18 protein-coding genes and 1 pseudogene are annotated in these 23,822 nt (G+C 46.1%); 12 read left to right on the top strand and 7 right to left on the bottom strand.

Annotated elements, in window-relative coordinates; genetic code table 11:
* Positions 1-40: 40 nt before the first annotated feature.
* Positions 41-2,182 (bottom strand): serine/threonine protein kinase, encoded by a 2,142-nt coding sequence (locus ACN0YH_RS08340; RefSeq protein ID WP_417379108.1) that lies wholly within the window; start codon positions 2,180-2,182, stop codon positions 41-43.
* Positions 2,175-2,822, bottom strand: coding sequence for an ECF-type sigma factor (locus tag ACN0YH_RS08335; RefSeq protein WP_417379107.1), 648 nt, complete (start codon positions 2,820-2,822; stop codon positions 2,175-2,177). Before ACN0YH_RS08335 ends, ACN0YH_RS08340 begins: the two co-directional genes overlap by 8 nt.
* 965 nt (positions 2,823-3,787) lie before the next feature.
* On the opposite strand from ACN0YH_RS08335, the pseudogene ACN0YH_RS08330 reads away from it, so the two are divergent.
* A pseudogene (locus ACN0YH_RS08330) lies at positions 3,788-3,940 on the top strand (IS3 family transposase); the annotation flags it as partial.
* A gap of 613 nt (positions 3,941-4,553) precedes the next feature.
* Here ACN0YH_RS08330 and ACN0YH_RS08325 read toward each other — a convergent pair.
* Positions 4,554-6,125 carry a hypothetical protein gene (locus ACN0YH_RS08325; protein ID WP_417379106.1) on the bottom strand — a complete coding sequence of 524 codons (1,572 nt, stop codon included), beginning with the start codon at positions 6,123-6,125 and terminating at the stop codon, positions 4,554-4,556.
* Positions 6,126-6,329: 204 nt separating this feature from the next.
* Here ACN0YH_RS08325 and ACN0YH_RS08320 point away from each other — a divergent pair, with 204 nt between their 5' ends.
* The 8 genes from ACN0YH_RS08320 to ACN0YH_RS08285 all read left to right on the top strand — a co-directional run bounded on the left by ACN0YH_RS08320 (position 6,330) and on the right by ACN0YH_RS08285 (position 18,201).
* On the top strand, positions 6,330-7,463 hold the full coding sequence (locus ACN0YH_RS08320; protein WP_417379105.1) for a hypothetical protein: 1,134 nt from the start codon (positions 6,330-6,332) through the stop codon (positions 7,461-7,463).
* Positions 7,464-7,786: 323 nt separating this feature from the next.
* Positions 7,787-8,656 (top strand): tyrosine-type recombinase/integrase, encoded by an 870-nt coding sequence (locus ACN0YH_RS08315; protein ID WP_145223942.1) that lies wholly within the window; start codon positions 7,787-7,789, stop codon positions 8,654-8,656.
* Positions 8,653-9,876 (top strand): IS91 family transposase, encoded by a 1,224-nt coding sequence (locus ACN0YH_RS08310; RefSeq protein ID WP_145223941.1) that lies wholly within the window; start codon positions 8,653-8,655, stop codon positions 9,874-9,876. Before ACN0YH_RS08315 ends, ACN0YH_RS08310 begins: the two co-directional genes overlap by 4 nt.
* A 1,145-nt stretch (positions 9,877-11,021) precedes the next feature.
* Positions 11,022-12,509, top strand: coding sequence for a DUF3375 family protein (locus ACN0YH_RS08305; protein WP_417379104.1), 1,488 nt, complete (start codon positions 11,022-11,024; stop codon positions 12,507-12,509).
* Positions 12,502-13,089 carry a DUF4194 domain-containing protein gene (locus tag ACN0YH_RS08300; RefSeq protein ID WP_417379103.1) on the top strand — a complete coding sequence of 196 codons (588 nt, stop codon included), beginning with the start codon at positions 12,502-12,504 and terminating at the stop codon, positions 13,087-13,089. The genes ACN0YH_RS08305 and ACN0YH_RS08300 overlap by 8 nt, the downstream gene beginning before the upstream one ends.
* Before the next feature lie 6 nt (positions 13,090-13,095).
* Positions 13,096-16,494, top strand: a complete 3,399-nt coding sequence (locus ACN0YH_RS08295; protein WP_417379102.1) for an ATP-binding protein — start codon at positions 13,096-13,098, stop codon at positions 16,492-16,494.
* Positions 16,495-16,510: 16 nt separating this feature from the next.
* Positions 16,511-17,692, top strand: a complete 1,182-nt coding sequence (locus tag ACN0YH_RS08290; protein ID WP_417379101.1) for a Wadjet anti-phage system protein JetD domain-containing protein — start codon at positions 16,511-16,513, stop codon at positions 17,690-17,692.
* A gap of 248 nt (positions 17,693-17,940) precedes the next feature.
* A complete protein-coding gene (locus tag ACN0YH_RS08285; RefSeq protein WP_417379100.1) occupies positions 17,941-18,201 on the top strand; it encodes a hypothetical protein in 261 nt (86 codons plus the stop codon).
* A gap of 120 nt (positions 18,202-18,321) precedes the next feature.
* Here the strand turns inward: ACN0YH_RS08285 and ACN0YH_RS08280 are convergent, their stop codons facing one another.
* From ACN0YH_RS08280 to ACN0YH_RS08265, 4 genes are all read right to left on the bottom strand, one after another.
* Positions 18,322-18,804 carry a hypothetical protein gene (locus tag ACN0YH_RS08280; RefSeq protein ID WP_417379099.1) on the bottom strand — a complete coding sequence of 161 codons (483 nt, stop codon included), beginning with the start codon at positions 18,802-18,804 and terminating at the stop codon, positions 18,322-18,324.
* A 96-nt stretch (positions 18,805-18,900) separates the two neighbouring features.
* Positions 18,901-19,671: a hypothetical protein gene (locus ACN0YH_RS08275; RefSeq protein ID WP_417379098.1), complete on the bottom strand. Its 771-nt coding sequence runs from the start codon at positions 19,669-19,671 to the stop codon at positions 18,901-18,903.
* A 135-nt stretch (positions 19,672-19,806) separates the two neighbouring features.
* Positions 19,807-20,748 (bottom strand): toll/interleukin-1 receptor domain-containing protein, encoded by a 942-nt coding sequence (locus ACN0YH_RS08270; protein WP_417379097.1) that lies wholly within the window; start codon positions 20,746-20,748, stop codon positions 19,807-19,809.
* 439 nt (positions 20,749-21,187) lie between these two features.
* Complete coding sequence (locus ACN0YH_RS08265; RefSeq protein WP_417379096.1) at positions 21,188-21,382, bottom strand: hypothetical protein; 195 nt, start codon at positions 21,380-21,382, stop codon at positions 21,188-21,190.
* Between the two features lie 277 nt (positions 21,383-21,659).
* Between ACN0YH_RS08265 and ACN0YH_RS08260 the strand changes: the two genes are divergently transcribed.
* Genes ACN0YH_RS08260 through ACN0YH_RS08250 form a run of 3 tightly spaced genes read left to right on the top strand, consistent with a single transcriptional unit; the run spans position 21,660 to position 23,561 of the window.
* The gene (locus ACN0YH_RS08260; protein WP_417379095.1) at positions 21,660-22,316 is read left to right on the top strand and encodes an RNA polymerase sigma factor; all 657 of its coding nucleotides are present in this window, start codon (positions 21,660-21,662) and stop codon (positions 22,314-22,316) included.
* Positions 22,313-22,690 carry a hypothetical protein gene (locus ACN0YH_RS08255; RefSeq protein ID WP_417379094.1) on the top strand — a complete coding sequence of 126 codons (378 nt, stop codon included), beginning with the start codon at positions 22,313-22,315 and terminating at the stop codon, positions 22,688-22,690. Before ACN0YH_RS08260 ends, ACN0YH_RS08255 begins: the two co-directional genes overlap by 4 nt.
* Positions 22,683-23,561 carry an ImmA/IrrE family metallo-endopeptidase gene (locus ACN0YH_RS08250; RefSeq protein ID WP_417379093.1) on the top strand — a complete coding sequence of 293 codons (879 nt, stop codon included), beginning with the start codon at positions 22,683-22,685 and terminating at the stop codon, positions 23,559-23,561. The genes ACN0YH_RS08255 and ACN0YH_RS08250 overlap by 8 nt, the downstream gene beginning before the upstream one ends.
* The last annotated feature ends 261 nt before the right edge of the window (positions 23,562-23,822 follow it).

The raw sequence follows: 23,822 nt of genomic DNA, 5'->3' as shown, positions 1-23,822 counted from the left end.
TTATTATAAACAGCCCCCAAGGTATGGTTCCTGAGCGATCTTATTTCGGGGGTTGTTTTTTGGAAGGGATAGAGATAGCCAGACGGACAAGGCGAAAACCAATCTCAGAACTTCGACCATAGCGAACTGCTGCTTTAACTGAAAATGAAGCGGTTGGCTTCGCATTTAAGTTGCTGCCAACCTGGTGAGAAATATCTCCTCGGAAGACAGTAAGACCGATAAAATTGGAAGTACGAAATTCTGGATTCAACTCTAGTGCCACATCGGATGATTTAATCTGTTCCGGCGTCGCCCGTGAAGCGGTCCATTCAGCTCCCTTCTGAAGAAAATTCTGCAGGTCAGGATACGCGGGGCGAGATTGAACAATATGTTCGAACTCCTTGTCGGTCATCAATCGACCACCTGCTTCTTCAGCAAAATGAATGGCTAAATCCTGTCCCTTGGGGTAATAAGGCTGGTCCAGAGGTGATTGCCTGGCTGGCTTCGAAGAGGATGTATTCGGGCGAATTATTAAGTAGTCCCGATTTGTGAATTCTCTCGTTGAGACATACAGATCTGGAACGCCATTCTCGGTTCCTTTAATCAATACCATCTCATCCAGCACGGATTGTGTTGGAATAATAATTTCAGGCCAATCGATCGTATTAGGGTCTGACTTTTGCCAGAACCGGTTTTTGGTACTCCCGATGGGGGTTTCGGCCCCGCGGGGAGGGACCTTGCGAAACACGTGGTGAAACCGCGGCGTCCCTTCCAGGATCGCTACCACATAGTATTCTCCAGGAGCCAGACGCAGAGTATTCGGGGTGGTACCATCTGCTTCATACTTGATGCTTGTATCAGGTTCCCCGCTGATCGGATCGCGAGGGTAGACCAGGATACGTGCATCCGGAGGATCAGTTTGGACATTCACCTGCCATTTCCCGTCATCATGCATCACCATCATGGCAGTCATGCCACTCATGAGGAGCAGGCCGATCGTAGTACAGGCGGCGCTTAATAATCGATTCCGTTTAACCCAGCGCCATAATTTTTCCTGCGGTGAAAGTCGGCGTGCCGTGATCGGTTTGCCTTCAATGAATCGCTGCAGATCCGCTGCGAGTTCACCTGCTGTAGAGTAACGATCACTGACGACTTTACTCATTGCTTTCAGGCAAATGGTCTCCAGGTCCCGTGGGACGCTTGCATTCCATTTACGGGGGGGGACCGGTTCGGTATGCAGAATCTGGGATATCATCTCCTGGCTCGAGCTTCCCTTAAAGGGAACCCGATTTGCCAGGAATTCATATAGAATGACACCGAGTGCATAAATATCGCACCGACCATCGGCCGAGGATGCTTTGCCATCAGCCTGCTCCGGGCTCATATAAGAGAAGGTACCCATGATGGCACCAGGGACCGCGATGGTCGACTCCACATCGGTGCGTTTGGCGAGCCCAAAATCAGTGATTCGAATTTGCCCGTCATCAGCTACTAGCACATTATTCGGTTTTAGATCTCGATGAACCACTGCTTCCTGATGAGCCGCGTGTAGTGCTCTGGCAATATCACGACAGATGGTGGTTGCTTTGATAAAATCGACTTCATGGTGACGAGTCCAGTCGCGTAAGGTCGATCCCTGTATAAATTCAGTGACCAGGATGGGAGCCCCGTCGATCTCTTCAAAGTCATATATAGAAACGATTCCCGGATGAGAAAGTCGGGCCGCAGAGCGGGCTTCCCGGAAAAATCGGTTTCTTTCAACTTCTGAGAGTGAAAGGTTTCGCGGAATTTTGACAGCTACGATTCGCTGTAGCTCTTCATCCCAGGCCTTCCAGACCACGCCAAAGGCACCTCTGCCAACTATTTTCTCCAGACGATACCTGCCGATTCTGCGTATCTGCTGATGTGAGTCGGCCAACTGCGAGGAAAAATCCTGCAGGATCTCACTGTACTGGGGAAACCGAGACTGGTATTCATCCAGAGAGATCAGGTTACCGTTTAGACTTCGATAATGAATGTCTAACCTGATTAATTCGGCAAAGATGATCGACTGAGTTTTCCCGGCGGTTTCGTTGAGGTAGCTCTCAATCTCGGGGGGGCGGCCCTGTTTCCAGGATGACTCAAAACTGTCACAGATACGGTCTATAGTAATGGCGACTGCTATAAGATCATCATCTGATGGATCATATGGGAAATTATTCATGACTCCATACTTTTCTTATCAGTCGTACTTTTCGAGTAACTGTTGCAGGGGAAATATCCAATAATTCACAGATTTCTTCATGAGTGTAACCCTGTATCTTATAAACCGCAATTTTTTTCAAATTATCATCAGAAAGTTTTTTTAATGCACGCTGATATTCTTCCTCCATGATCACGAAGTATTCCGGAGAACGGTCTGTTGACACAAACGCTTGAAAATTTTCGATTGAATTCATCGAAACTGGCAACTTACCGTGTAGAGAGGTTCGTTTCTGGGCCGTTTCTCGACGGATATGAGTCACCGCCTTTCTGTGGGTCATGGCAATTAATAACCACCATAATTCGTCTCGATTCTGTACTGAGTCGAAACGCCCCTGTTGTGAAGCAGCCCATACACTTTCGAAAACAGAAAGCACGATATCTTCGGCATCTAGCGTGGAGGTCGGAAAAGTTTTGACACGTGTCTCCGCATAGCGAATCAATTTTTCATAGAACTCATCCCAGATTCTCTGGACAACATCTTTCTGATCTTTACCCAGGGTAGCCAGCCAGTTTGAAACCGGAGTCTCTTCGTTTTTATCCATGTTTGATTTCTGATTTGAAATTGGAATAGAAAAAATGGCCCCTTCAGTATTTGGCATACACAATTCCACCAGTATACCGTTTCGTTAGAGAGTAATCTGCCTTGTTCTATGAGAATTTAAGCCGATTATCCCCAAGTGTTTATCCTCTTCTTTACATGGAGTTTCTACCATCCAGGTTCCCGCGGCGGAGGTATGAGTGACTTTCTAAGGGGAAGAGAAGAAATTGTTGAATCATGAAATGATTCGCACTGAAGCAAGCTGCATCCCTGATGAACTCATTCTTATCAGCAGGAAATTTCAAATTAAATGATCTGCCGTAGAAATGTATTGCGGTTTAATACAAGAGAGATCATCTGCTTGCTGTTCGCCATGTGGGACTCTTCAAGCTCAGATGAATCACGCTACAGGATTAATATATAAATATCTGTTGGGCAGGCGAAAGCAGGAGTCGTTGCTCAATGGATTGCTGTACGTCAGAAGTGGTCAGCGAGATCAGATAAAATCGGAGATGAACGGAGTCAGTGATAATGGTCAGCGTACTGGGGCCGAGTCTGCTCAATTATCACATTCAAGGCAAGGAAGCCATTTCAGCGGTAATATGACTCGCTCACTTAACAAAGCCTGGTATGAATTATTTTCTGCAGTTGATTCGAAAAGAGAACCTGCTCAGGCTCTGACAGACGAGCAGGCTTCTCAACATATTCGACAAAAAAATCTGAATTCCCAGACGGCGTTTCAGAATCCTCCGGAACTCAGTCCCACGACAGATCGAATTCACTAACGAAGAGGTCACGGGAAACGGAACTCCTGGTTCAATATGGTGACCTTCCCCGCCTTACCCGGAACCAGAACTTGGTATATAAACCAGGATTCCGGACCAATTGAGGAGGAGGTAAACATGCCTACCAAGCGTCTTTCTTCCGCACAGATCATTTCAATATTCAGGAAAGCTGATGTCCATCTTGTCCAGGGGATGAGGTTTCCCCGATGTCTAAAAAGCTTGGAATCCACCACGAACGTACTACAAGTGGCGTCGACAATCTGGTGGTTTGCATATGGATCAGTTGAAATGCCTGAAAGAACTGGAGAAGGAAAATTCCCCGCTCGAAAAGCTGCTGGCAGAGTCGGTACTGGATAAAGCTCTTTTACGGGAGGCGGCCTCGGGAAAATACTGAGCCCGTCGAAACGGAGTAAGGCGGTGAATTTCGTAAGCGATTCCCTGGTACATGATCAGATTTCGGAAATTCGAGTCTGTCGTAGTTCTGAAAAACTGACAGACGTGAAGGAAAACAGAGTAGGGCTGGACGAAGCTAATAGCGTGTTGACTTGCGCCGCAATCTGTTCGGCTTCCTCGTCTGAGTCAGCGACTTGCAACCGGTTTGGTAGGTCTCCATCAAGGTAGTAAAGAACCCAGGCACCGTGATGAAGATAGTACGAAACGCGGCCAACGCGCTTTCACTGTGAGGACTTCTTGCGTCGTCTCATCAAAACCTCCTGTGCACAATGTGTGCACCAGGAGGTTTATTAAGTCGCGCAAAAAACAACGCCAAGTCATTGAAATCAACAACTTAGCGCGTTTGGTCAGTTTGATAAGCGGAGAGAGGGGGACTCTCCGCTTTGGTGGTTTCAAAGCTGATTTCAACGCGACAAAAATAAACCCAATGGTGCGTAACTCATTGAAAATAAAACAGTTGCTTACTTCGATGTTTTATCGGTTCTGCAACCACACACTTCATTCAGCTGTTTGGTGTTTGCACCAATTGTGCACCAGCGGTGCACCAACCGAATTTAAACATCCTGACCACCTTCAGGTAATGTATCTTGTACTGCATTAAAACAACTCTGACAAGTACTTATTTCAGATAAATGAAGTTGTTCCGTGCGTGCCTTAATCGCTTCCAGGAGGGGACTGATCTTGTTGTAATACTTCACTATCTCCTGCTCAGGATTCAGTCCAGTATAGTCATTCAAAATATCTTTCACAGTATGCTCCGTCAGGTACCGTAAATCTAAAAATGACACCCCTGCCTCTTTCATCTCCTGTGTAATCGAACCGCGGAGGTCATAAGGTCTACTTGACTCATCTTTTCCTATCACCTGACGCAGTTGTTTTCCAATATAGGCACTGGAGATACCGCCTAATTCTTTAAGAAGGTCGCGAAACGTCTGTTTTTGATCCTGTTCATTTTGAACTGTTCCCTTAGGAGCTTTCAACAATTTTTCCTGGAATCGTCGTTTCAACTCAGAGGCTGTATTAAACAAGTGCTTGTTTGAAAGTTTTCTTTTGCCATATTTCCGGTTCAGAAAAAATGGTCCTTCACTCCGCCCACATTGAGACATTCGTAATAGAGGCATGAGTTCTTTCGGTAAAGGAATCTCAACAGTGACTTTTCCTTTGTTAAAATCAGAACCACTAAATCGGCTGCCAAACCGAATCTGCTGTTTTTCGAAGTCCACATCGCTGATGATTAGACCAGAGACGTCTTCAAAACGGATCGGTAAAACTAAAAGTATGCATAGTGACATGAATTGCCAGTCATCCATAGCATTTAAAAGTTCAATCCTACGATTAAGGGGAATTTTACTCTTTCGAAGAGGGTCTTTTGGGGGCGTACTTCCGATAATGTCCGGGGAGATCGGATTGACAAATTCTGGTGGAAGATTGCGTACATCAGCTCTACATGCCCATTTGAGAGCCATTCTTAGTGTCTCCAGGCAATTTTGAATTTGCCGTAAGGACATCGGTTTTGTGGAAGCATTTGCACTACCATTTCTTGTTACCTGACGGTTTATCAGAAATTCGCGTAACTCAATAGCAAAATCCCTATCGAGAGATTGCGCTGTGGGCCACTTTTTACGGGATCGAATTAATTCTACAAAATCCAGTACGGGGGTAAGTCGATTCAGATAGGTGTTAGCAGTTGTTTTTCCACGGAGTTTCCGTTTTTCGGACAAAAATCGATTCATTAGCTCGCGTAGGATCAGATTGGGGATTTTTTTTGTTTTTAATATCTGCTTTCGCGCTTCACTAGGATGCACAAACGATCCTGATTCAAGCTTATGCAACAGTTGTATCAGCTTTGATTTGGCTTCCTGTGGATCTGCTCCGAGCGTTTCTCCAAATGCCCTTTTTTCATAGCGGCCGCGCGCTATTTTTTTGCCATTTCGTTCCCATATATGGACGTTGACTCCGACACCGGTTTCATGCGTGTGGCCTCCCATGAGTGCCGATCTGACCATTGATCGACCATTTGACTGAGACTTTTGAATGGTCGCTTCCTGGGTGTCAGGGGAATCTATTATCTGACTTTCGTCAGTTTCGTGCGTCTTGTCGCGATCGCTGTGTTTATCAGTATGCATCAAACTTACCAGATAATTAAAAAGGAATTATTTGATCTGGTAAAACTATCGCAAGCACATGGAATATAATCGAGGGAAACGTTTTGGAATTCGTTTCCCTCATTTTGATGTAAATAGGGTTCTGTGATTATGAATACTGATTAAACTATTAGATTCCGTTCTTTTTCCTTTATACTTTAGCAGTTTAGTCAAAGGAGATATTACGTGGCTCAAAAATCTGTTAACACAGTAGAAAATATTATAGCATGGGAAGAGTTAAAAAATCGCTATCCTAAACAGCTTTGCTTAGATGATGATACCGTTTACTCTTTACCAACTGGCCTTATCAAAGCTATCAAAAAACATCTTCCTGGTCTCTGGTCTAAAGAAGATCTCAAGTTTGAGTATGATTTGAATGAGATTGCTGGTATGGGGCTCTATTTAAAACAGCCTTTCCATTATCCCCTACTCCAAGAGTATTTTCCTCCATTGAGTGAGGCTGCAATTAAATTCCAAGAGGAACAGGAACGAGTCAATCAGAAAATACAAGAAGCAACTATTGAGGATATGAAAAGCTATGGCTGCTCTGATCTAATGATCGAAAGGTATTTCAAAGAACAGGAAAGGTATAAGCTACAAGCTCTGGAGCGGCAAAGAGGCTATGCAGGCTGGCTAGTAACGAGTCCAGAATTCCAGCTTCGAAAGTCGGAGTTTATTTGTGAGTGGCGGGATCAGATTGAATTGCGAGGCAACTTTCCAGATATTCCAACTATGGACATGATAAATGACTCGACTCCCGTCCCAACAAATCAAAGACCGTTTTATGCAGAATACACACGGTTTTATTACGATTGGAGCCTGGAGACATTAACTACCCCTTATCTACCATTGCCAATGCATTCAAATCCAGTTGGATATTCTCAGTATAGACAGGATGTTTTTGCTGGATCGGGAGTCACTCTTTTCGTTCCCTGGTATCTTCTCGCAGATCAAGATCTGAAGCTATATGATATTGCAAAACATCATCTGTTGTATGGTCATAAAAAACATCTTAACGGTTGGTTGGACAAAAACAGCAAGGAAAGAAAGAAATGGGGGTACGAAAGATTTGCGACAATGTTGAAGATGTTTACTTTCCTAGAATGTGGTTTGAAAGCCAGATACAAAGGACGCCTCAATCAGAAGGTAAAAAAAATTGACGAAGCGTTTACAGAATTTTTGGAAGGGAAAGCGCTCGATAGTACTGTGTTGGATCGAAAATTAGAAAGTACCAAAAAAATCAGACTAGAACTTAAACGCCGATTGAATCGCTGTACTAAGGCCGTCGATATCGATAGCCCACTTCCAGAAACGGAGTGATTGTTTTTGAGAATAACCAGCTGGTAAACCCGATGATAACGAGCATTCAGCCGGGGACTATTAGCTTTCATTTTCTCAACAATAGCTAACACTCCCTATCCTTAGTATTGAACTAAACCGCTTCGCGGTAGGCTTGGGACCGGCAGCCGTGATTGATCGCTCCGCTGAGGGCTCGTACCCCCGGACTGCAAAGTACAGGTAGGCACCCCGGTCCGTCTGTACGGCCTGTTCCGAATATTCCGATTTGCGCTTCCGCCTTTTGTGAGGCATAGTTTCAGTACCTTCCCGGTCTCTGAAATCTCTGTTTCACGAAAGGTCCAGTGATGACTCCACTCCGGCAGCGCATGATCGAGGATATGGAACTACGGAACCTGTCCCCGAAAACGATCATTCTTTATGTCGACAACGTGTCCCGTTTTGCCCGGCACTTCGGTAAAAGCCCGGAAGCCCTGGGACCGGAGGCCATCCGAACTTACCTGCTGTACCTGGTCCAGGACCGGCAAGTCGCCTGGGGAACCTACAAGCAGGTGCTGGCCTCGCTGCGGTTCCTGTATCGGAACACGCTCCATCGCGGAGAGATCGTGCACGACATTCGCTGCCCCCGGCCCGAGCGGCATTTACCGGAGGTGCTGAGTTTTGACGAGGTGCGCCGTTTCTTTCAGGCGGTGCACTCCTTCAAGCACCGCACCATCCTGATGACGGCCTATGCGTCAGGATTGCGGATTTCCGAGGCAGTGCGTTTACGGATCTGTGACATCGACAGCCAGCGGATGGTGATCCGCATCGTGCAGGGGAAGGGAAAAAAAGATCGTTATACGCTGCTCTCACCTCTGTTACTGCAAATGCTGCGGTACTACTGGTGGGCCGCCCGTCCGGTCGACTGGCTGTTTCTCGGTCCTTCACGGATCAAACCAATCACTGTGGGAACGGTACAACGGGTCTGCCGGGACGCACGCAGTGAAGCCGGCCTGGACAAAGCCGTCACGCCACACATACTCCGCCATAGTTTCGCCACGCATCTGCTGGAAGCCGGCACGGAACTGCGGGTCATCCAGGAACTTCTGGGCCATGCCAGCCTGCGGACCACCGCGATCTACACGCACGTTTCCACGCACCTGATCGGCCGCACCCGCAGTCCACTGGAACTGCTCCACGAGCAGGACCAGACAGACACGCTACAGGAGGACTCATGACGCGTCCCCGGTGGGAACTCGCTGACGTCGTGCGGCAGTACGGAATGGAGTATCTGAAGCGATACACCACGTCCGTCGCCCAGCGCCGCGTCATGCGGGCGCTGCAGAACTGCCGGACTGCGGTTCTGGGCGGGCATGTGGAAACGTGCCGCTCCTGCGACCATCGACAGATCAGTTACAATTCCTGCCGGAATCGCCACTGCCCCAAGTGCCAGGGTTCTGCCTGTGCACAGTGGATGCAGCGGAGGGCAACCGAACTACTGCCCGTGCCCTACTTCCACGTGGTGTTCACGCTGCCGAACCTGCTGGTGGACCTGACGCTTGCCAACCCGCGGCTGATGTACGGGATGCTGTTCCGCGCGGCCAGCCAGACGTTACTGGAAGTCGCCGCCGATCCCAGGCACCTGGGGGCGGAGATCGGGTTCCTGGCCGTGTTGCATACCTGGGGACAAACCCTGATGCCGCATCCCCATCTGCATTGCGTGGTCCCTTCCGGCGGACTGGCGCCCGACCGCACACGCTGGGTCGCGGGACGGGCCGATTTCTTCCTGCCCGTGCGCGTACTCAGTCGGCTGTTTCGCGGCAAGTTTCTGGATCTGCTCAAGCAGGCATTTGCTGCGGGGAAACTGGAATTCCCCGGGCGGCTGGCTTCCGCCGCCGATTCTGCGGACTTCAAGCGTCTTCTCAACCGGTCCGTGCAGACCGAATGGGTCGTGTATGCCCGGCCGCCGTTCGGCGGCCCCGAGTCGGTACTCAAATACCTGGCACGTTACACGCACCGCGTGGCGATCTCGAACAGCCGGCTGTTGAACGTCGCAGACGGCCAGGTCACGTTTCGCTATAAAGACTATGCCCAAGGCAGTCGGAAGCGGACCATGACGCTCGCCGCCACAGAGTTTCTCCGCCGGTTCCTGCAGCACGTGCTTCCGGACGGACTGATGCGGATTCGGCATTACGGTTTTCTGGCCAACCGCTTCCGGACAGAAAAGACCGCGCTGTGCCGCGAACTGCTGGAAGGAGCGGCGTCTCCGACCGAAAAACATTCCCTTGAAGATTCCCCGGTGGCGGGGGAGTTGCCTGCAATCTGTCCATCCTGTGGCCAGGCCGCGCTCCACAGGTCGCAGGAACTGCCCTCCCGCTGGGAGCGACTTCCTGCTCCCATTGCGGTACGTGCCTCGCTGCCGGCTTCCGAACTCTGGGAGGTCTGTGACACATCATGAACTCTCAGGAAGAGAATCTGTTCGTTGTTTCGATCTCTTTTCGCGGAGTGTTTCGGTCGAGGTCTGCGCCGGTAGCGGGCACCGCCTCCGGGAGTCCCCGCACAACCGTCCTCGCAACTACAACCTGTCCTGGCTACTTGTCACGAAACACGAGCGAACGAGTTCGTCGGGAAAAAACGTCCGCAATCACAGAAAAAACAGAACGCTGTTTTCACCCTGCGGTCATTCAATCCCCATAGTCGAAAACGCCCCTGCGGTTCAGTCCAATAGATCATATGCCGCGTGTTGAGTACCCCGAAAAACCGCTCCACCTGAATGCTAACACGCGGCATATAATCCTATTTATTATAACACGTTTTTGCCCAAAATTTAGGTAATTCTTTGTGCCAATATTGATTCACATACAGTTACAAGCGAAGCAGCAGCAAATACTACCGCAAATACAACCAGAAATTGCTTTACCACATTCATCACCATCAACAATGATTGCACCATCACCACATGGAATACAACAACTGGAATAGAGTGTGATACTCTTCTGGTCATTGATACCAGCGGCTGCCAAGAGTGAAAGCTCGACAGCATGCCAAGATCGCTTCAGCTCTTCACCAGTCTGAGTTACGAAGTTACCAGCTTCGCTCAAGTGCGAAGCGACATAAGTCAACACGCTGTCTTTCAAATCTACTGGTAGTGTCTGGTTCTGCGAACCTGCCTCAATACAAAGAGGATTAAATGACGTTCCTCGATCTTGTGTGAAATCTCGAATCGCATCCGTTAGGTAACCGTTAAAAGAATGGAGAGTCTGAATTGAAACTGTTCCCTGGCCCGCGTTTCAATCTACAACTGAAAATAGTATTGCAACTGGTTTATATCGTTATGTTTAGGTGAGGTAATTAGTAAAGAGCAATTCGAGTTTAGACCTACATACCATTATGTTTTGAAATTCCAGATTGAAAACTGGCATCGACTTACGATGCAACAGTCTAAACCATTACTACCCTTAGCTCTTATCCATTTTATGGAATCCATCGAAATACTCGTCTCGTTGACGTTTTTTGAAACTCTCTTGTGCCATTTCGTCTTAGCAAAGTGTACATTAAGGTAGATATATAAAATGAAGGTTTAAGCAGCTAGGAACAGCAGTAATGGATCTGGACCATTTGATCACATTTTTTTCAACCAACCCTTCTGCGAAGTTGCTACGCGCAACTCACGCCGCTTATGTCATTTATTTTCTGAATCAGCACTTTAAGGTGGAAAGTAATCTGGCAACTCCACATTCCATGCTTGTGCAAAGTTTGAAGAGTTATCTGGAACAGATTCACGAAACAGAACCCGAGCTCATGCGTGATCAGGCTGACGTCTATCTCGCTCAATGGTCTACCGGAGAGACGCGTTGGTTGAGACGCTATTTTGACTCACAACATGCGGAATCCGTATTTCAACTGACACCGCATTCTGAAGACGTCCTGAAGTTTCTTACCGATGTCATGGATCATTCACTGGGTTTTATTGGCACAGAATCCCGCCTGACCCGCATCATTGAAACTTTATCTGACATTGTGATTCGAGGTTCTGCTGACCGGGAACGGCGACTTGATCACTTGCGATCAGAACGAGATCGCATTGATGAAGAAATTCTGTCCATCGAGGCGGGCGATATCGTCTCAACTCATAGTTCGACCGCCATTCGCGAACGTTTTTCGGATGTGATCGCCGATTTGATTTCCTTGCAGGGCGATTTTCGAGCCGTCGAAGAATCTTTCAAATCCATCACTCGAAATGTTCAGAAACAGCAATCGGAGGCAGTTGACTCTCGTGGGCAGATATTAGGGTCTGCGCTGGCAGCCGAGGATCGACTTAAGGAAGAAGATCAGGGCGCCAGTTTCCAGGCATTTTTTAAAATGCTGCTATCACAGTCTCAGCAAGATGAACTAGAAAAGATCATCCGACAGTTAGACGAATTGGATGAGCTTGCCTCTCAAACTGAGGGAAAATCTCGTGTCAAAGGTATGATTGGCAACCTCTCAAAAGAAGCTTCGAGGGTTCAGCAAACGACGCGACGCCTGAATTCCACCCTCCGACGTCTGTTGGATTCACGCATCAGCACAACACGCCTGCGTCTGGCAACTGTTCTAAGGGAAATCCATGCGTCAGCAGTGCGTCAGTCGGAATCTCCCTCTGAATTATCCATGAATGTCTTTACGGAACTGGATCTGTATAACGGAATGGAGCGTCCTTTCTGGCAGACGCCAGTCGAGTTTGAGGCGATAGAAATCAAACAGGAAGAACCTGATGACGTTGAACGACTAAATGTTTTTCAAAGACTCGCCGAACTGCAGCGGCTTGACTGGGACGACATGCGAGCCAATATTAACAGTCAAATCGAGTTTAAAGATCGTGTACCACTGCCTGATTTACTGAATGCTTTTCCTCCTGAAAACGGCCCGCTTGAAATACTCGGATATATTCAACTTGCCTATGACGGCGGGCATGAGGTCCATGAAAACGACTTCGATCTGGTCAGAATCACATCAGAGTCTGGGACCCAGGACTATGAGATTCCGCAAGTTGTTTTTCTTTCTGAGATAGAGAAAATAGGGCGTCTCTCGGGGAGTGCCGTCGATGAATGAATTACCGGAATTCCGCGAACGGGGAATAGTAGCAGTGCAGCTACTGCAGGGCGTAATCTATGAGGAACAAGAGGAACACTGGTCGCTTTTATTGAGTCATGAATCAGACTTAACGGATTATTTCTGTGAGATCGGCTTGTCGTTAGTGATTGACCGAACAGAAGGTATCGCCTACCTCCGTCAGTTTAGTGACGATGAACGCACCGGAGGTTATGATCGACTACCGCGTTTATTCAGAAAAACGCCCCTGACATATAATATGACCTTGCTATGTGTTCTCTTACGTGAGGAATACCGGAAATTTGAAGAGGAAGATCTCGACAACGAACGCTGTGTTGTCGAGGTAGACTCTCTCTTCGAATTATGGAAACCCTGTTTTCCATCTGCATCGGATGAAGTCACATTACGCAAGCAGTTACTTGCCGCCATGAAACAACTTGCAAATATCAAATTTGTAGGCAGTATTAAGGATGAACCAGATTCATGGGAAGTCCGTAAGTTATTGAAAGCGCGGATTCCCATCGAAGAACTGGAACGTCTGCGGGATCAACTCACTGCGACCGAAAGCAAAGAGGACTAGACTTCTATGCAGCACTTATTCGACATGCGTCCTGATCGTCCTGGTTATCGGCTGCAAAAGTTGGAGGTCTTCAACTGGGGAACCTTTGACAGTTCAGATGGAAATGTATTCTGCTTTGAGCCACAGGGGCGGACTGCGCTGCTGGTCGGGCACAACGGATCGGGAAAATCAACACTCGTGGATGCCATCCTCACATTATTGGTGGATGGGAAAACCCGGAATTACAATGTGGCAGCCGGTGCCAGGAAAACGGAACGTACTGCCAAAAGCTATATCAAAGGGGCCTACGACCGTACGACTGATGATTTACAGGGAAATTTAACTCGTTATCTCCGGCCAAAGGGAAATATGCTGACGGCGATCTCAGCTGTCTTTAAGGACGAGCAACTGGATCGTTCCTTCACTTTAACTCAAATCCTGTATTTGAAATCAGACGGCTCTGATGACCGCGTATTTGCTTTCTCCACCGCGGTACATGAATTGAAGGCCGATCTACAAGGACTTCAGAAGTCGGACGAAGTTCGCGAACATCTTAAACAGTGTGGTTACCAGACAACGCGTTCTTATGGCGAATACCAACGATGGCTCATTAAGCAGACGGGGATGAGAAGCAAAGCTATCAACATGTTCAACCAGACAGTCGCAGTGAAAGATATTCAAAGTCTGAATACATTTATCAGATCCCACATGCTGGAAGCAGCCAACTGGCAGGACAAAATCCAGGGGCTCCTGAAGCATTTTGATGACTTGAGTAATGCACATCATGAACTGATTCGTGCGCAAAGAGCCCAGGAACTTCTGGTTCCGGTTGCATCTATTGGAAAAAAGTACCGTTTTAAAGCAGAGAAACTCGAGCAGCTTCAACTTCTGTATGCAGCCTCTCAATCCTGTTTTCCTGTATTAAAACTTCAAGTGATTGAACCGGAGTTGGAATTGCTTGAGAAAAAGGAAGTTACTCAGAAAACCATTCTAGAACGACTCACTCTGGAACTGGAGCAGACCAGAGAAACGGTGCGGAATTTAAAAAACGACATTGATCAGGCTGGAGGCGAACGGTTACGAAGAATTCCTGAACTGATCGATAATGAAAGGGTGTTTCTGAAGACGAAAACGCCTCATTTTCATCAGTATCACAATTCTCTCAAACAGTGTGGGGTGCTTGAAGAAGTCTGGGATCGAGAGCAGTTTCAACAGGCTGAAGTCAAATTGCGGGTGCTGCTGTCAACAAATCTTCCCAAGTTAGGTGCGCTGAAAGAACAACGCGAAACTGCCATTGGGGAAAAATCAGCCGTTGAAAAGCAGCTAAATGAAGAACGCGCCGAACTGGAGGCATTACAACAGCAGCGCAGTAATTTACCACCTCGGTTTACCACAATTCGCAGCCGGCTCTGTACAGATCTGAACTTGAACGAGAGTGAATTGCCTTATGCAGCCGAGTTAATCGCCGTCGATCCCGATCAGCGTTCTTGGACAGCAGCCATTGAAATGGTACTGCGCCCGTTTGCTCTCAGCTTGTTGGTACCAGAGCGTTATTACACTCGCGTGAGGGCTTACATTGAAAAGCAGAAACTGACTGACGCTAAAGGCGCAGGATTGCGTCTGGACTATCTCTGTGTCGGTAATGTGGCTGAAGGCAGTGGGGATCGAATTCCTGCCAGTTCGCTTTACCACAAATTACAATTAAAACCAAAACACCCTCTCACCCCCTGGGTGAAAGAAGAAGTTCAGCAGCGTTACAATTTTCAGTGCTGTGACAGCGTTGACGAATTTGATCAGGTTTCACGAAACGCTCTGACGGCCAACTGCCATGTGAAATTCAATCGGAAGCGACACCAGAAAGATGACCGAGACCGGACCACCGATCCCCGCTTTTTTGTATTGGGCTGGAATAACGCTGAAAAGAAAAAGTATGTCTTGCGGCACATTCAGGAACTGAATGCGGAATACGAAGCTTTACAGAATCAGATGAATTCGCTGGAAGATCAGCTTGAGGAGTTACAATCGATCAGCCAGGCTGCAGAGTTTGTATTGAAAATTACGGATTTCGACCAGATCGACATTGCACGTCACCAGACAGCGATTGACACTCTGAAAGCAGAAAAGAAGAAACTGGAAACATCAAACAATACAGTACAGGTTCTCAAGTATCAATTAGAGCAGGCGAAGGAACAGGAACATTCTCTCAGTGCAGAGCGGGATGAAAAATTAGGTCAGCATGCCAAGCTAGAGGATAGTATTACACGTGTTAGGACACTGCTGGAAAATACGAATGCTGACATCAAGAAACAGCATGAGAATGGAAATTACCAGCTACATGAGAAATATTTTCCGGAGATTGCTGACTCGCTCAAGGCGGATACCCTGGCAATCGACAATCTGGAAAGCCGTATGCTGGACTGGAAAGAGAAAACTCAGAAAACAATTGACAAGCTGAGAGAGCCCCTTGATCGAATCAAAGAAAAACTGATTGAGGTAATGTCGAAATACTTGCGAGAATTTAAGGAAGAGGCAGACGATCTCGATGCCAGGATTGAATCGTTAGAGAGTTTCCTGGGATTGCTGGAGCAGGTGCATGAGGAAGATTTACCTCGATACGAGAGGCAGTTTAAAGACAAGTTAAATGATCAGGTCAGCCAGGAAATTGCATTATTCAACACAGAACTGCGGACTGAGCAAAAGCAGATTGAAGAGAAAATCCATCAGCTGAACAGTGCACTGAAGAAAGTGAATTACTCTCCGGCAACATATATGCGATTAAAACCGTCGCACGTCAATGATCGCGAGATCGAGGATTTTAAGCGTTCATTGCGAGAATGCCTCGACGAATCACTGGAACAGACTCCCGAAGCTAATGAAGCCCGGTTTCTACGTATTCAATCCCTGGTTCAGCGACTGTCTGACAAAGAAATGTTGAGCTGGAGAAAAAAAGTAATCGATGTCCGAAACTGGTATAATTTTGTTGCAGAAGAAATTGTCATTGAAACAGGAGAAACCCGTAGCAGCTATGATGGCAGTTCTGGTCAGTCTGGTGGGGAAAAGGCCAAACTCGCCTTCACGATCCTGGTTGCCGCATTAGCCTACCAGCTTGATATAGATCCCGACGGAAATACTCCCGGTCGGTTTCAGTTCGTGGTTGTGGATGAAATGTTTTCCAAAGTTGATGATCAGAATGCAGAATATGCCCTTAAACTCTTCGACCAGTTCGGACTACAGCTTCTGATCGTAGCCCCGCTGGATGCCAAAGCCCGCGTGACCGAACCATTTGTGGATCGCTATTTATCTGTAGTCAAGGATGCGGTCACCAGCCGCTCAAAATTGCTCAGTATGACAGCACAAGAATATCAAAATGAGGTCCAAAAAGACTCCCCTAAGAGCCGTTCCCGAAATTCTCCGAGTCCAAAGTAGAAGAGGGAGGGAATTAATGCCATTAGTTTCGCCTGATCAGATTGCAGATAAAGTCATCAAGGCTTATCCTCGTTTTTTAAAGAGTTGGGTATGTGGGGAAACTGAAAACTTTTTCCCCTATCGGGTGAGAGTCCGACTTAAGCTGGACCCACAAAAAACTAAAGAGACGTTTGCTGCCCATGAGTTATTGCTCTCGCATTCAAAAAACCAGCGTGGTTGGGGTTATACCGTGCATCGAGAGAAGATACGGAAACGTGATCTCGGTACAAATCTAGTTCCCACTGCGATTACTGTCGATACGCTCGATGATTTTCTTCGTCTGGCAAAAAAACGAGCAGATTTTAACAATACGCAAACAGTTGCCGAAAAGGTGCGTCTCGCCTTTCCTCAGTTAGAGGACTGGCTTCTCTCTGAAGTGTCGAAATTGGCGAAGCTGGCAGACTCAGTTGACGGATTGATTCAAGTTTCTCAGTATCTCATCACACATCCCATGCCGGATTGTTATATTCGACAATTGCCGGTTCCCATAGACACCAAATTTGTGGAACGGCATGAATCAATTTTAAAGCAATGGCTGGATAAACTTCTACCAGCGTCCGCGATCAATGTGAATGAGACAAGATTGATACGTCGATTTGGCTTTCGAGATGGTCAGACACACCACTCCCTGCGGTTACTTGATGCCGGGTTATCTGAAGAATTGAATCTGCCATTTGATGAGTTCTCGCTACCGTTGCGCTATCTGGCGGCCTTGGATGCTAGAAACACCTGCGTATTTATCGTTGAAAATAACTTGAATCTGCTGACACTACCTTCGTTTCCACGTGGGTTGGCCATTCGAGGTGAAGGAAACGCGGTCACGCGACTGGAAGAGTTGAGTTGGCTGAATCAGAATCAGTTACTTTATTGGGGAGATATCGATGTGGAGGGCTTTCTAATTTTATCATGTTTACGAAATATCTTCCCGCATGTGCGAAGTATCATGATGGATCTGGAGACACTCCACAGGAATAAAGCCGCTGTTGTCAATGGAAACCCGACCAAGCCAGACTTACCCGTCAATTTGACCGAGCAGGAAGCGGAAGCATTTGAGTATTGCCTGAAAAATCAACGTCGGTTGGAACAGGAACGGATACTTCAAGATTTTGTTGAAGCAACAATTGGGACGATCGCGTCAGGAGCAACTGCCTGGTCTTAAATCCCATGATAATTTTTTGATTTATAAGGTAATTTCTAAGGCAATCATTGCATTCTTGTGAGATGCCAGAAATTGCCCAATCAACTTGAAGGGTAAATAGCTTCACATTTTTGAATCAATCGTCCAATTCCTATAGTAAAATCTGTTTATCACCTCTTTCAATTTTCAGCTATTTAGAATTACGCTATGAAGATTGACCAATGCTCACGAACAGAGAGAAACAACTACTCCAGGAATCATTAAGATCTATGACAGCCTCACATGCAGCTCTCGTTGCTCAGATGGAAGAAGATATTTCCATCTTGATAAGTAACTTGGAGTTTGATGGAGATGCCAAATCAGATTCAAGTACACAGCCCGTTGTAGATGAAGCGACGTTCTGTATTATTTGGAAGGATCATACTTGCTATCTTGGTAACACGTTACTTTTCTGGTTATTTCATCGCCTCGCTCAATCTTCTATTCAATACATCGCACACGTTGATTTGCTGGAAGATGTTTGGCATTGAGAGCGGCAATCTTCATCAATTCGTGGAGTTGCCAAAGGCAATGTCAGGTGCTGGGACTTTGGGAGTAACTAGACCGCATCCAATATTCCTCTGAAGTGGTTGCTTCAATGCTAGTTCTTGTTAAAAAGCACCTCCTAACTTTCCCCAGTTCTTTTCGAAGTAAGTTTCAATACCATTCCCCGGCCTATAGATAGGGTAGATTGCCTCAAACTCAACCCGAGCCGTATGATAAGAGTCATTGTTGATTACGCATAAGCATTTAGCGAGAAACAATAATGCAAGAGATGGTGCTCTGGACTGTCCCTGATTACAGTGAATAATAATTGTTCTCTGTTCAGTCCAATGCTTATTTGCAAATGTCATAAAGCTGCTAAACAAGTCAGGCTTAAACAGTGGCACAGGAGGGTCAATAATATTTAGGTATAAATCATATTCCCGTTCCAAAACCAAATAGTTCGGATGAGTATTTGGCAAACTTCCCTTATACCCGACTGCGAGTTGATGACATGGGGTCTTGCATGCATGTATCACTGCAAATTCAGCCGAGCCAGATTGGCATGATTCTTCATTTGTTACAAAAACACGTTCATGAACTTCTTGCATTTGATCTCCTTGCAGATTTAAACGACCATCTCTAACGGTCTATCATTTTGAATTTATCGATTGTGTATTACGAATTCTACAAGGTCATGCTATAAGTCAATCATCAATCGCGTTTAATCTTGGTGGATGATCACGCCAAACCTCTGGGGCACGATATGAGAATAAAGTTCTAGTGATATAATCTTGGGAGCTTTTGTAACCCGGATGATTGGCTTGTTTTCGACGAAACATGTCTTCAAATGAACTGCAGATACCAGACTGTTTTTCTTTGTACCACCCTCCCATATGACCAACTTCAGCAGAAGCTAATGATTCTCCAATAAAATCAAGAAGTGAGTATACTTCGGACTTATGGTGCTTAAGTCCGGCAGGAGAAAGATCGGCTAGAGAACGAAGCTCTTTAACAGCATGATTAAACGACTCGCGAGCTGTGGAATATTCGATATACTGACTGCTTAAAAAGTTGAATACTTCTGTAGTAATAGTGCAGCGAAATGGAGCAAGAAATTCAGATGGATTTCTTGGCGTTTGGGGAAGTCGATTCCCAAGATAATCCATGAGTGAGATTCTATGAATCTGAAACAGCTCAATGCTGCAGCAATCTGATAAATAATTGGAAATAGCTTTTCTGGTAAGAAACCCAATCCTATCGCCAATGTGTTTTTCGTCAGGCATTCTTAGTTTTTGCTTATGTAATGAAGCGACGATGCTAAATGCAACTCGACGCTCACTATCAATGTCCATAGTGGAATTTAACTGGGCAAGAACTTCCTCAGAATCTTTAATTATTTCACCGTTCCAATTGGTGTCATAAACTTGGCTTGCAAGACCAAGAGTAACTTTTACGGAACTATCCAGCTTCGACAAAAAACACCTCCAATCATATCAAGTAGTGCTTAGTGCTCTTGTGAAATACGCTTTACCATCAAAATAGTCAGATTCTGGACTATCTTTAATGGAGTGGTTCAGAAATTTCCTTTTGTCGTTATTCGACTTTCGTTGTTAACCTTGTAGGGGTGATATCAAAACTGTCCAAAGAATCTCTGCAGCACCTTGTTGCGTAAGTTGATCCTTACTTTGGTCACCAAATCCATGATTCGTGGACGCGGACAAGCCAAGCGACATGCCATCGTCGACGATAGTTAGCATATTATTGAAGGAGTTTCCTCGACTAGACTTGTCAGAACTGTAAACGATATTATTACCACCGAAGCTACCAGAAAGACTAATGGAACATTCGGATTTACTTCCGCCATCTTCGTAAATCGTTGCAGTAAATGTATTCCCATCAATACGTTTGAAATTTGTCTCAATTGAATCATTTCTCAACTCCAATTCACTGAGTGATTCTTCAAAAAAACGTGCAATATACAGGAATGTTTCCTCACGGAATTTGTCTTTGTCACGTTCCGAAAACTGCTTTTTTATCCTAAGGTTACTTGACCGTGGTTTTTCCGAGATGAGATGGGCAATTCCAGTTGGCATCTTTTGCATAGTACCGCTTTTTGTATTGGATTGAACTGCATGGCGAATGGCAGTTGTTACTTGCAAAAATGCATCGTGCACATTTGGAAATTTAGAAATCGGTCTACCGTCTTTAGGCGTTGCTAGCAACTTTCCGAACGGTGTCGAATGCCAATCGCAAGGATCGACGATCACGGGGATTACACGTGATAATCCTTGTTCATGCCTTTCCATCGCACGCGTCATTTCAACGTCATAGCAATAATTCGAGGCAAGAAAGTAAGGGCTGACTAAAAGGAGGATCATATCGGCTGACTCTAATTGTTCACTAATTTGTCCGTCGAATTCGTCACCCGCGACAATTCGACGATCATGCCAAGTTTCGATTACAGCTTGACGTTTTAGCATAACCAAGTGAGTCTCCAATTCATCTCGGATGACCTCGTCTCGATGCGAATAGGAAAAAAATAACTCAGTCATTTACAACATCCTGTGAAAGAGAGAGTCAAAAATGTGCGATTTGTCACACACAAGAGAGACAATAGGAACTATCTTAAAAATATCGTCGACAGTTTTGGTGACTCGGTGTATTGGATATGAAGCCAAAAGACCCAGATAATTAAGGTTAATTTTTGCGGCAGATCGGTCCTCAACCGGCCCGTCGAATAATTCGGATCGGTTCCACCCGTGAACTACTACACTTATCGCAGCAGATCGGATAGCCGGGAACATCCCTTTCGTCAGGGTCTTGTCGGTCAAGAACCTTGACCTCAAATCGGTAGCCGCACATTTGACATATAAATAATTTAATCAACACCTTTTCAACTCCTTTTAGTATGAAAGTTCTTAACGAAGACCACATTTCTACTTCGATGTGATTACTGGAAATACGTAGTTAGGAACTCGTCGTCAACAAGTGTCATTTGAAAATTCTTTTCAAATCACGCTCAAATTTTTCAAGTGACCGCTGAGCACTTGGACCACCGTTTCCTTCAAAAACAATTTCACATCCGCAAGTGCAACGTTTTGATCTTCCATTCTTCATTTGATCAAGACGTTGCTTTAGTACACGGCTGCAGTTTGGACATTTAATCTCGATTTCAAGTTTTTTCATATCTACTCCTTTTTGAATGCACTTCAATACTTGTGTTCTCACAACCAGATTATCGACCGAAGTCGATAACAACGTGCCAGTTGCCAAAATAAGGATACTTTTTTAAGATTTTTTAAAAATGGGGACCATCCTCGTGGTATAAGAAAAAAAGTACCTCCCTACTAGTAGTGCGAAATGGCGTTACAGGAATCTTGAAATTCGAGCGGATTTTTCTTGCTGTAACGCAAATTCGCTTATATAAGAAGAGGATTCATGGCTATCAAACGAGATGACTTCAATGGATAAAGCATCCCAACCAACTAATTTGAACGAAGATATCATCCTTCGGGCTTGGGATGATGATGAATCTGTTCTCGGCCAACTCGTTTTGGATGATGCAGGGACTTTGGAACGCGCTATCGCAAACGAATTTCGGCGTCTCTCAGCAGAAGAAGTGGCAGATGTAATTGCTGAAGCCATAAAGCGTTTTTGGGAATGGCGTCATAAATTCGATGGCCAGCGAAGTATTAGAGCGTGTTTGTATCGAATAGCGAACAACGTAGCATCCGAGCTAGTTTCAGGAAGACTTAAATGGCAGAAATCTCGTAACTTAGAATCTTCAGTTGATCAAGCTCAGTTTGAAGAGTATCAAGATAATTCCGACTCGCGCTTGGATGAAATTGAGATAAAGCATCCTCAAATTTGTGACGACCTTTATCAGGTAATTCAGCAGCTTTCTGAGATTCAGCAAGCGGTGATTTGGGCGTATGGGCTTGCAGGGGACTTTGAGCTGGATGCCTCGGATCTAGGGCGCGAGCTGGGAAAAAAGTATAAGAATGGCGTTCCCATTCCAGCAGGAACCATACGTCAGCACAAGAAGAGAGCCAAGGATACAATCACCAGCGAAATGAAAAAACGAGGCTACGACCTTGAAAGGTTAGGAGTCGGGAGATGACTATCGAAGACAAGGAGAAGATGTTTGACAAACTGGTCCGAAGATCCCTAGTTCCCAAGGGGTTTCGTCCCGAATCCGATGAAGGCATTGAAGAGATGCTTGATGCGTTGGGGAAGTGCGAATTGTCGGAATCGAAAAGTAATCAAATGCTCCGAAAAATTCGCGGACAGGAACCCATGATTTGGGATAGGGAAGAGGGTTCGACACCAGTGCAGCATGATGATTCAACCACAGATTTAAGGGAAATGGTGGAAATGTTTCGGAGTAAAGGAGACGACGTTCCACCAGAATTGCAGAAGAAGCTGCGTGAGTTAGAGCAACAAGCAGCAGAGGAAGCGGACGAAGATAATGGTGAGGGTGGTAACGATGGCTGATAGTGTGGATTGGAAACAGATCTACTCTGCACGTCAGCATGCCACTGAGGAAGGTGAACGGATTGCTCTCGCCTACGAATTTTACACCCCTCCCGTTGATCCACTTAGGATAATACATGCTGAACGTAGATTGATCCATGCCGTAGGAGACGACTTTGGGAACGCTTTCGATGGTCGGATTAAGTACATCGGGCCACGTTTCCTAATTTGCTATAACACCCGTTACAACGCATGGCCGCATATCGGATGCCATCATTCGAAGGTTCTATTCACAATATGCCATGAGTTGGGACACTACTTCATCGAGGAACATCGTAAAATTCTGGTTTCGACGTGCACAGCCCACGGATCCCAAACAGAATTCGTCTCGGACTTACTAATCGAGCAACAAGCAGATTGCTTTGCGAGCGGGCTGTTGATGCCGTCAAGACTCTTCCGGCCACATATTAACAGTACGAATTTTCCCACAATTGACAAAATTAAGCAAATTCGGCGAAGTTTTCAGGTCTCACTGATTGGGATGCTTGTTCGATGGACTCAGCTCTCAGATTTTCCCTGCGCCACCATCGCAATCAATGATGGCGTGATACAATTTGGATGGGCCAGCGAGGAATTTCGACGAATCGGGGCTTACAGGATTCGCCGAGGTGAAGAAGTTGAAGGGCGTGAGATGCAGAGATTTGCGAGACAAGACCCAACTTTTTCAAAATATCGTGAAGGGAGTGGTACTGGCGCCGTTATAAACTGGATCGACTATGATCAGAAACGCCTCGACACGATGGAGCATTACTTCGCGATTCCATACACTAAGACCATTTGGGTATTCCTGTTTGTAGACGAGAATGACTTTCCAGAATCGGATTTCTACTAGTTCGACTGCGTCGGTCATCCCCACCAACGTATCTAAAACGACATTGATCCAATTATCCTAAATTGATCAGCCGAAGCGCCGACAGCCCAAACCAAAGTCAATGGAGCAAACCTGATTCCAAGAAAACGTAGGACTTCTCCCGACGAATATGGAGTCGGTATTAAGGTTCGTTTTCGTTTACTGTATGGCAAACGACGACTTTCGCGAACAAAAATGAGCGGTTGGACTGGCATGGATCAACTTCAGATCAAATCGAAGTGA

The organism is Gimesia sp., from assembly GCF_048262075.1.
Taxonomy (GTDB): domain Bacteria; phylum Planctomycetota; class Planctomycetia; order Planctomycetales; family Planctomycetaceae; genus Gimesia.
The sequence above is the reverse complement of the archived record's forward strand: the minus strand, read 5'-3'. Positions and strand labels throughout refer to the sequence as shown.

Bases quoted from the DNA above. Each gene is read 5' to 3' on its own strand.
- ACN0YH_RS08260 (WP_417379095.1), top strand. From the start codon at position 21,660: ATGGATAAAGCATCCCAACCAACTAATTTGAACGAAGATATCATCCTT.
- ACN0YH_RS08315 (WP_145223942.1), top strand. From the start codon at position 7,787: ATGACTCCACTCCGGCAGCGCATGATCGAGGATATGGAACTACGGAAC.
- ACN0YH_RS08325 (WP_417379106.1), bottom strand. From the start codon at position 6,125: ATGCATACTGATAAACACAGCGATCGCGACAAGACGCACGAAACTGAC.
- ACN0YH_RS08300 (WP_417379103.1), top strand. From the start codon at position 12,502: ATGAATGAATTACCGGAATTCCGCGAACGGGGAATAGTAGCAGTGCAG.
- ACN0YH_RS08285 (WP_417379100.1), top strand. From the start codon at position 17,941: ATGACAGCCTCACATGCAGCTCTCGTTGCTCAGATGGAAGAAGATATT.
- ACN0YH_RS08250 (WP_417379093.1), top strand. From the start codon at position 22,683: ATGGCTGATAGTGTGGATTGGAAACAGATCTACTCTGCACGTCAGCAT.
- ACN0YH_RS08270 (WP_417379097.1), bottom strand. From the start codon at position 20,748: ATGACTGAGTTATTTTTTTCCTATTCGCATCGAGACGAGGTCATCCGA.
- ACN0YH_RS08335 (WP_417379107.1), bottom strand. From the start codon at position 2,822: ATGCCAAATACTGAAGGGGCCATTTTTTCTATTCCAATTTCAAATCAG.
- ACN0YH_RS08310 (WP_145223941.1), top strand. From the start codon at position 8,653: ATGACGCGTCCCCGGTGGGAACTCGCTGACGTCGTGCGGCAGTACGGA.
- ACN0YH_RS08305 (WP_417379104.1), top strand. From the start codon at position 11,022: ATGGATCTGGACCATTTGATCACATTTTTTTCAACCAACCCTTCTGCG.
- ACN0YH_RS08280 (WP_417379099.1), bottom strand. From the start codon at position 18,804: ATGCAAGAAGTTCATGAACGTGTTTTTGTAACAAATGAAGAATCATGC.
- ACN0YH_RS08295 (WP_417379102.1), top strand. From the start codon at position 13,096: ATGCAGCACTTATTCGACATGCGTCCTGATCGTCCTGGTTATCGGCTG.
- ACN0YH_RS08340 (WP_417379108.1), bottom strand. From the start codon at position 2,182: ATGAATAATTTCCCATATGATCCATCAGATGATGATCTTATAGCAGTC.
- ACN0YH_RS08255 (WP_417379094.1), top strand. From the start codon at position 22,313: ATGACTATCGAAGACAAGGAGAAGATGTTTGACAAACTGGTCCGAAGA.
- ACN0YH_RS08265 (WP_417379096.1), bottom strand. From the start codon at position 21,382: ATGAAAAAACTTGAAATCGAGATTAAATGTCCAAACTGCAGCCGTGTA.
- ACN0YH_RS08290 (WP_417379101.1), top strand. From the start codon at position 16,511: ATGCCATTAGTTTCGCCTGATCAGATTGCAGATAAAGTCATCAAGGCT.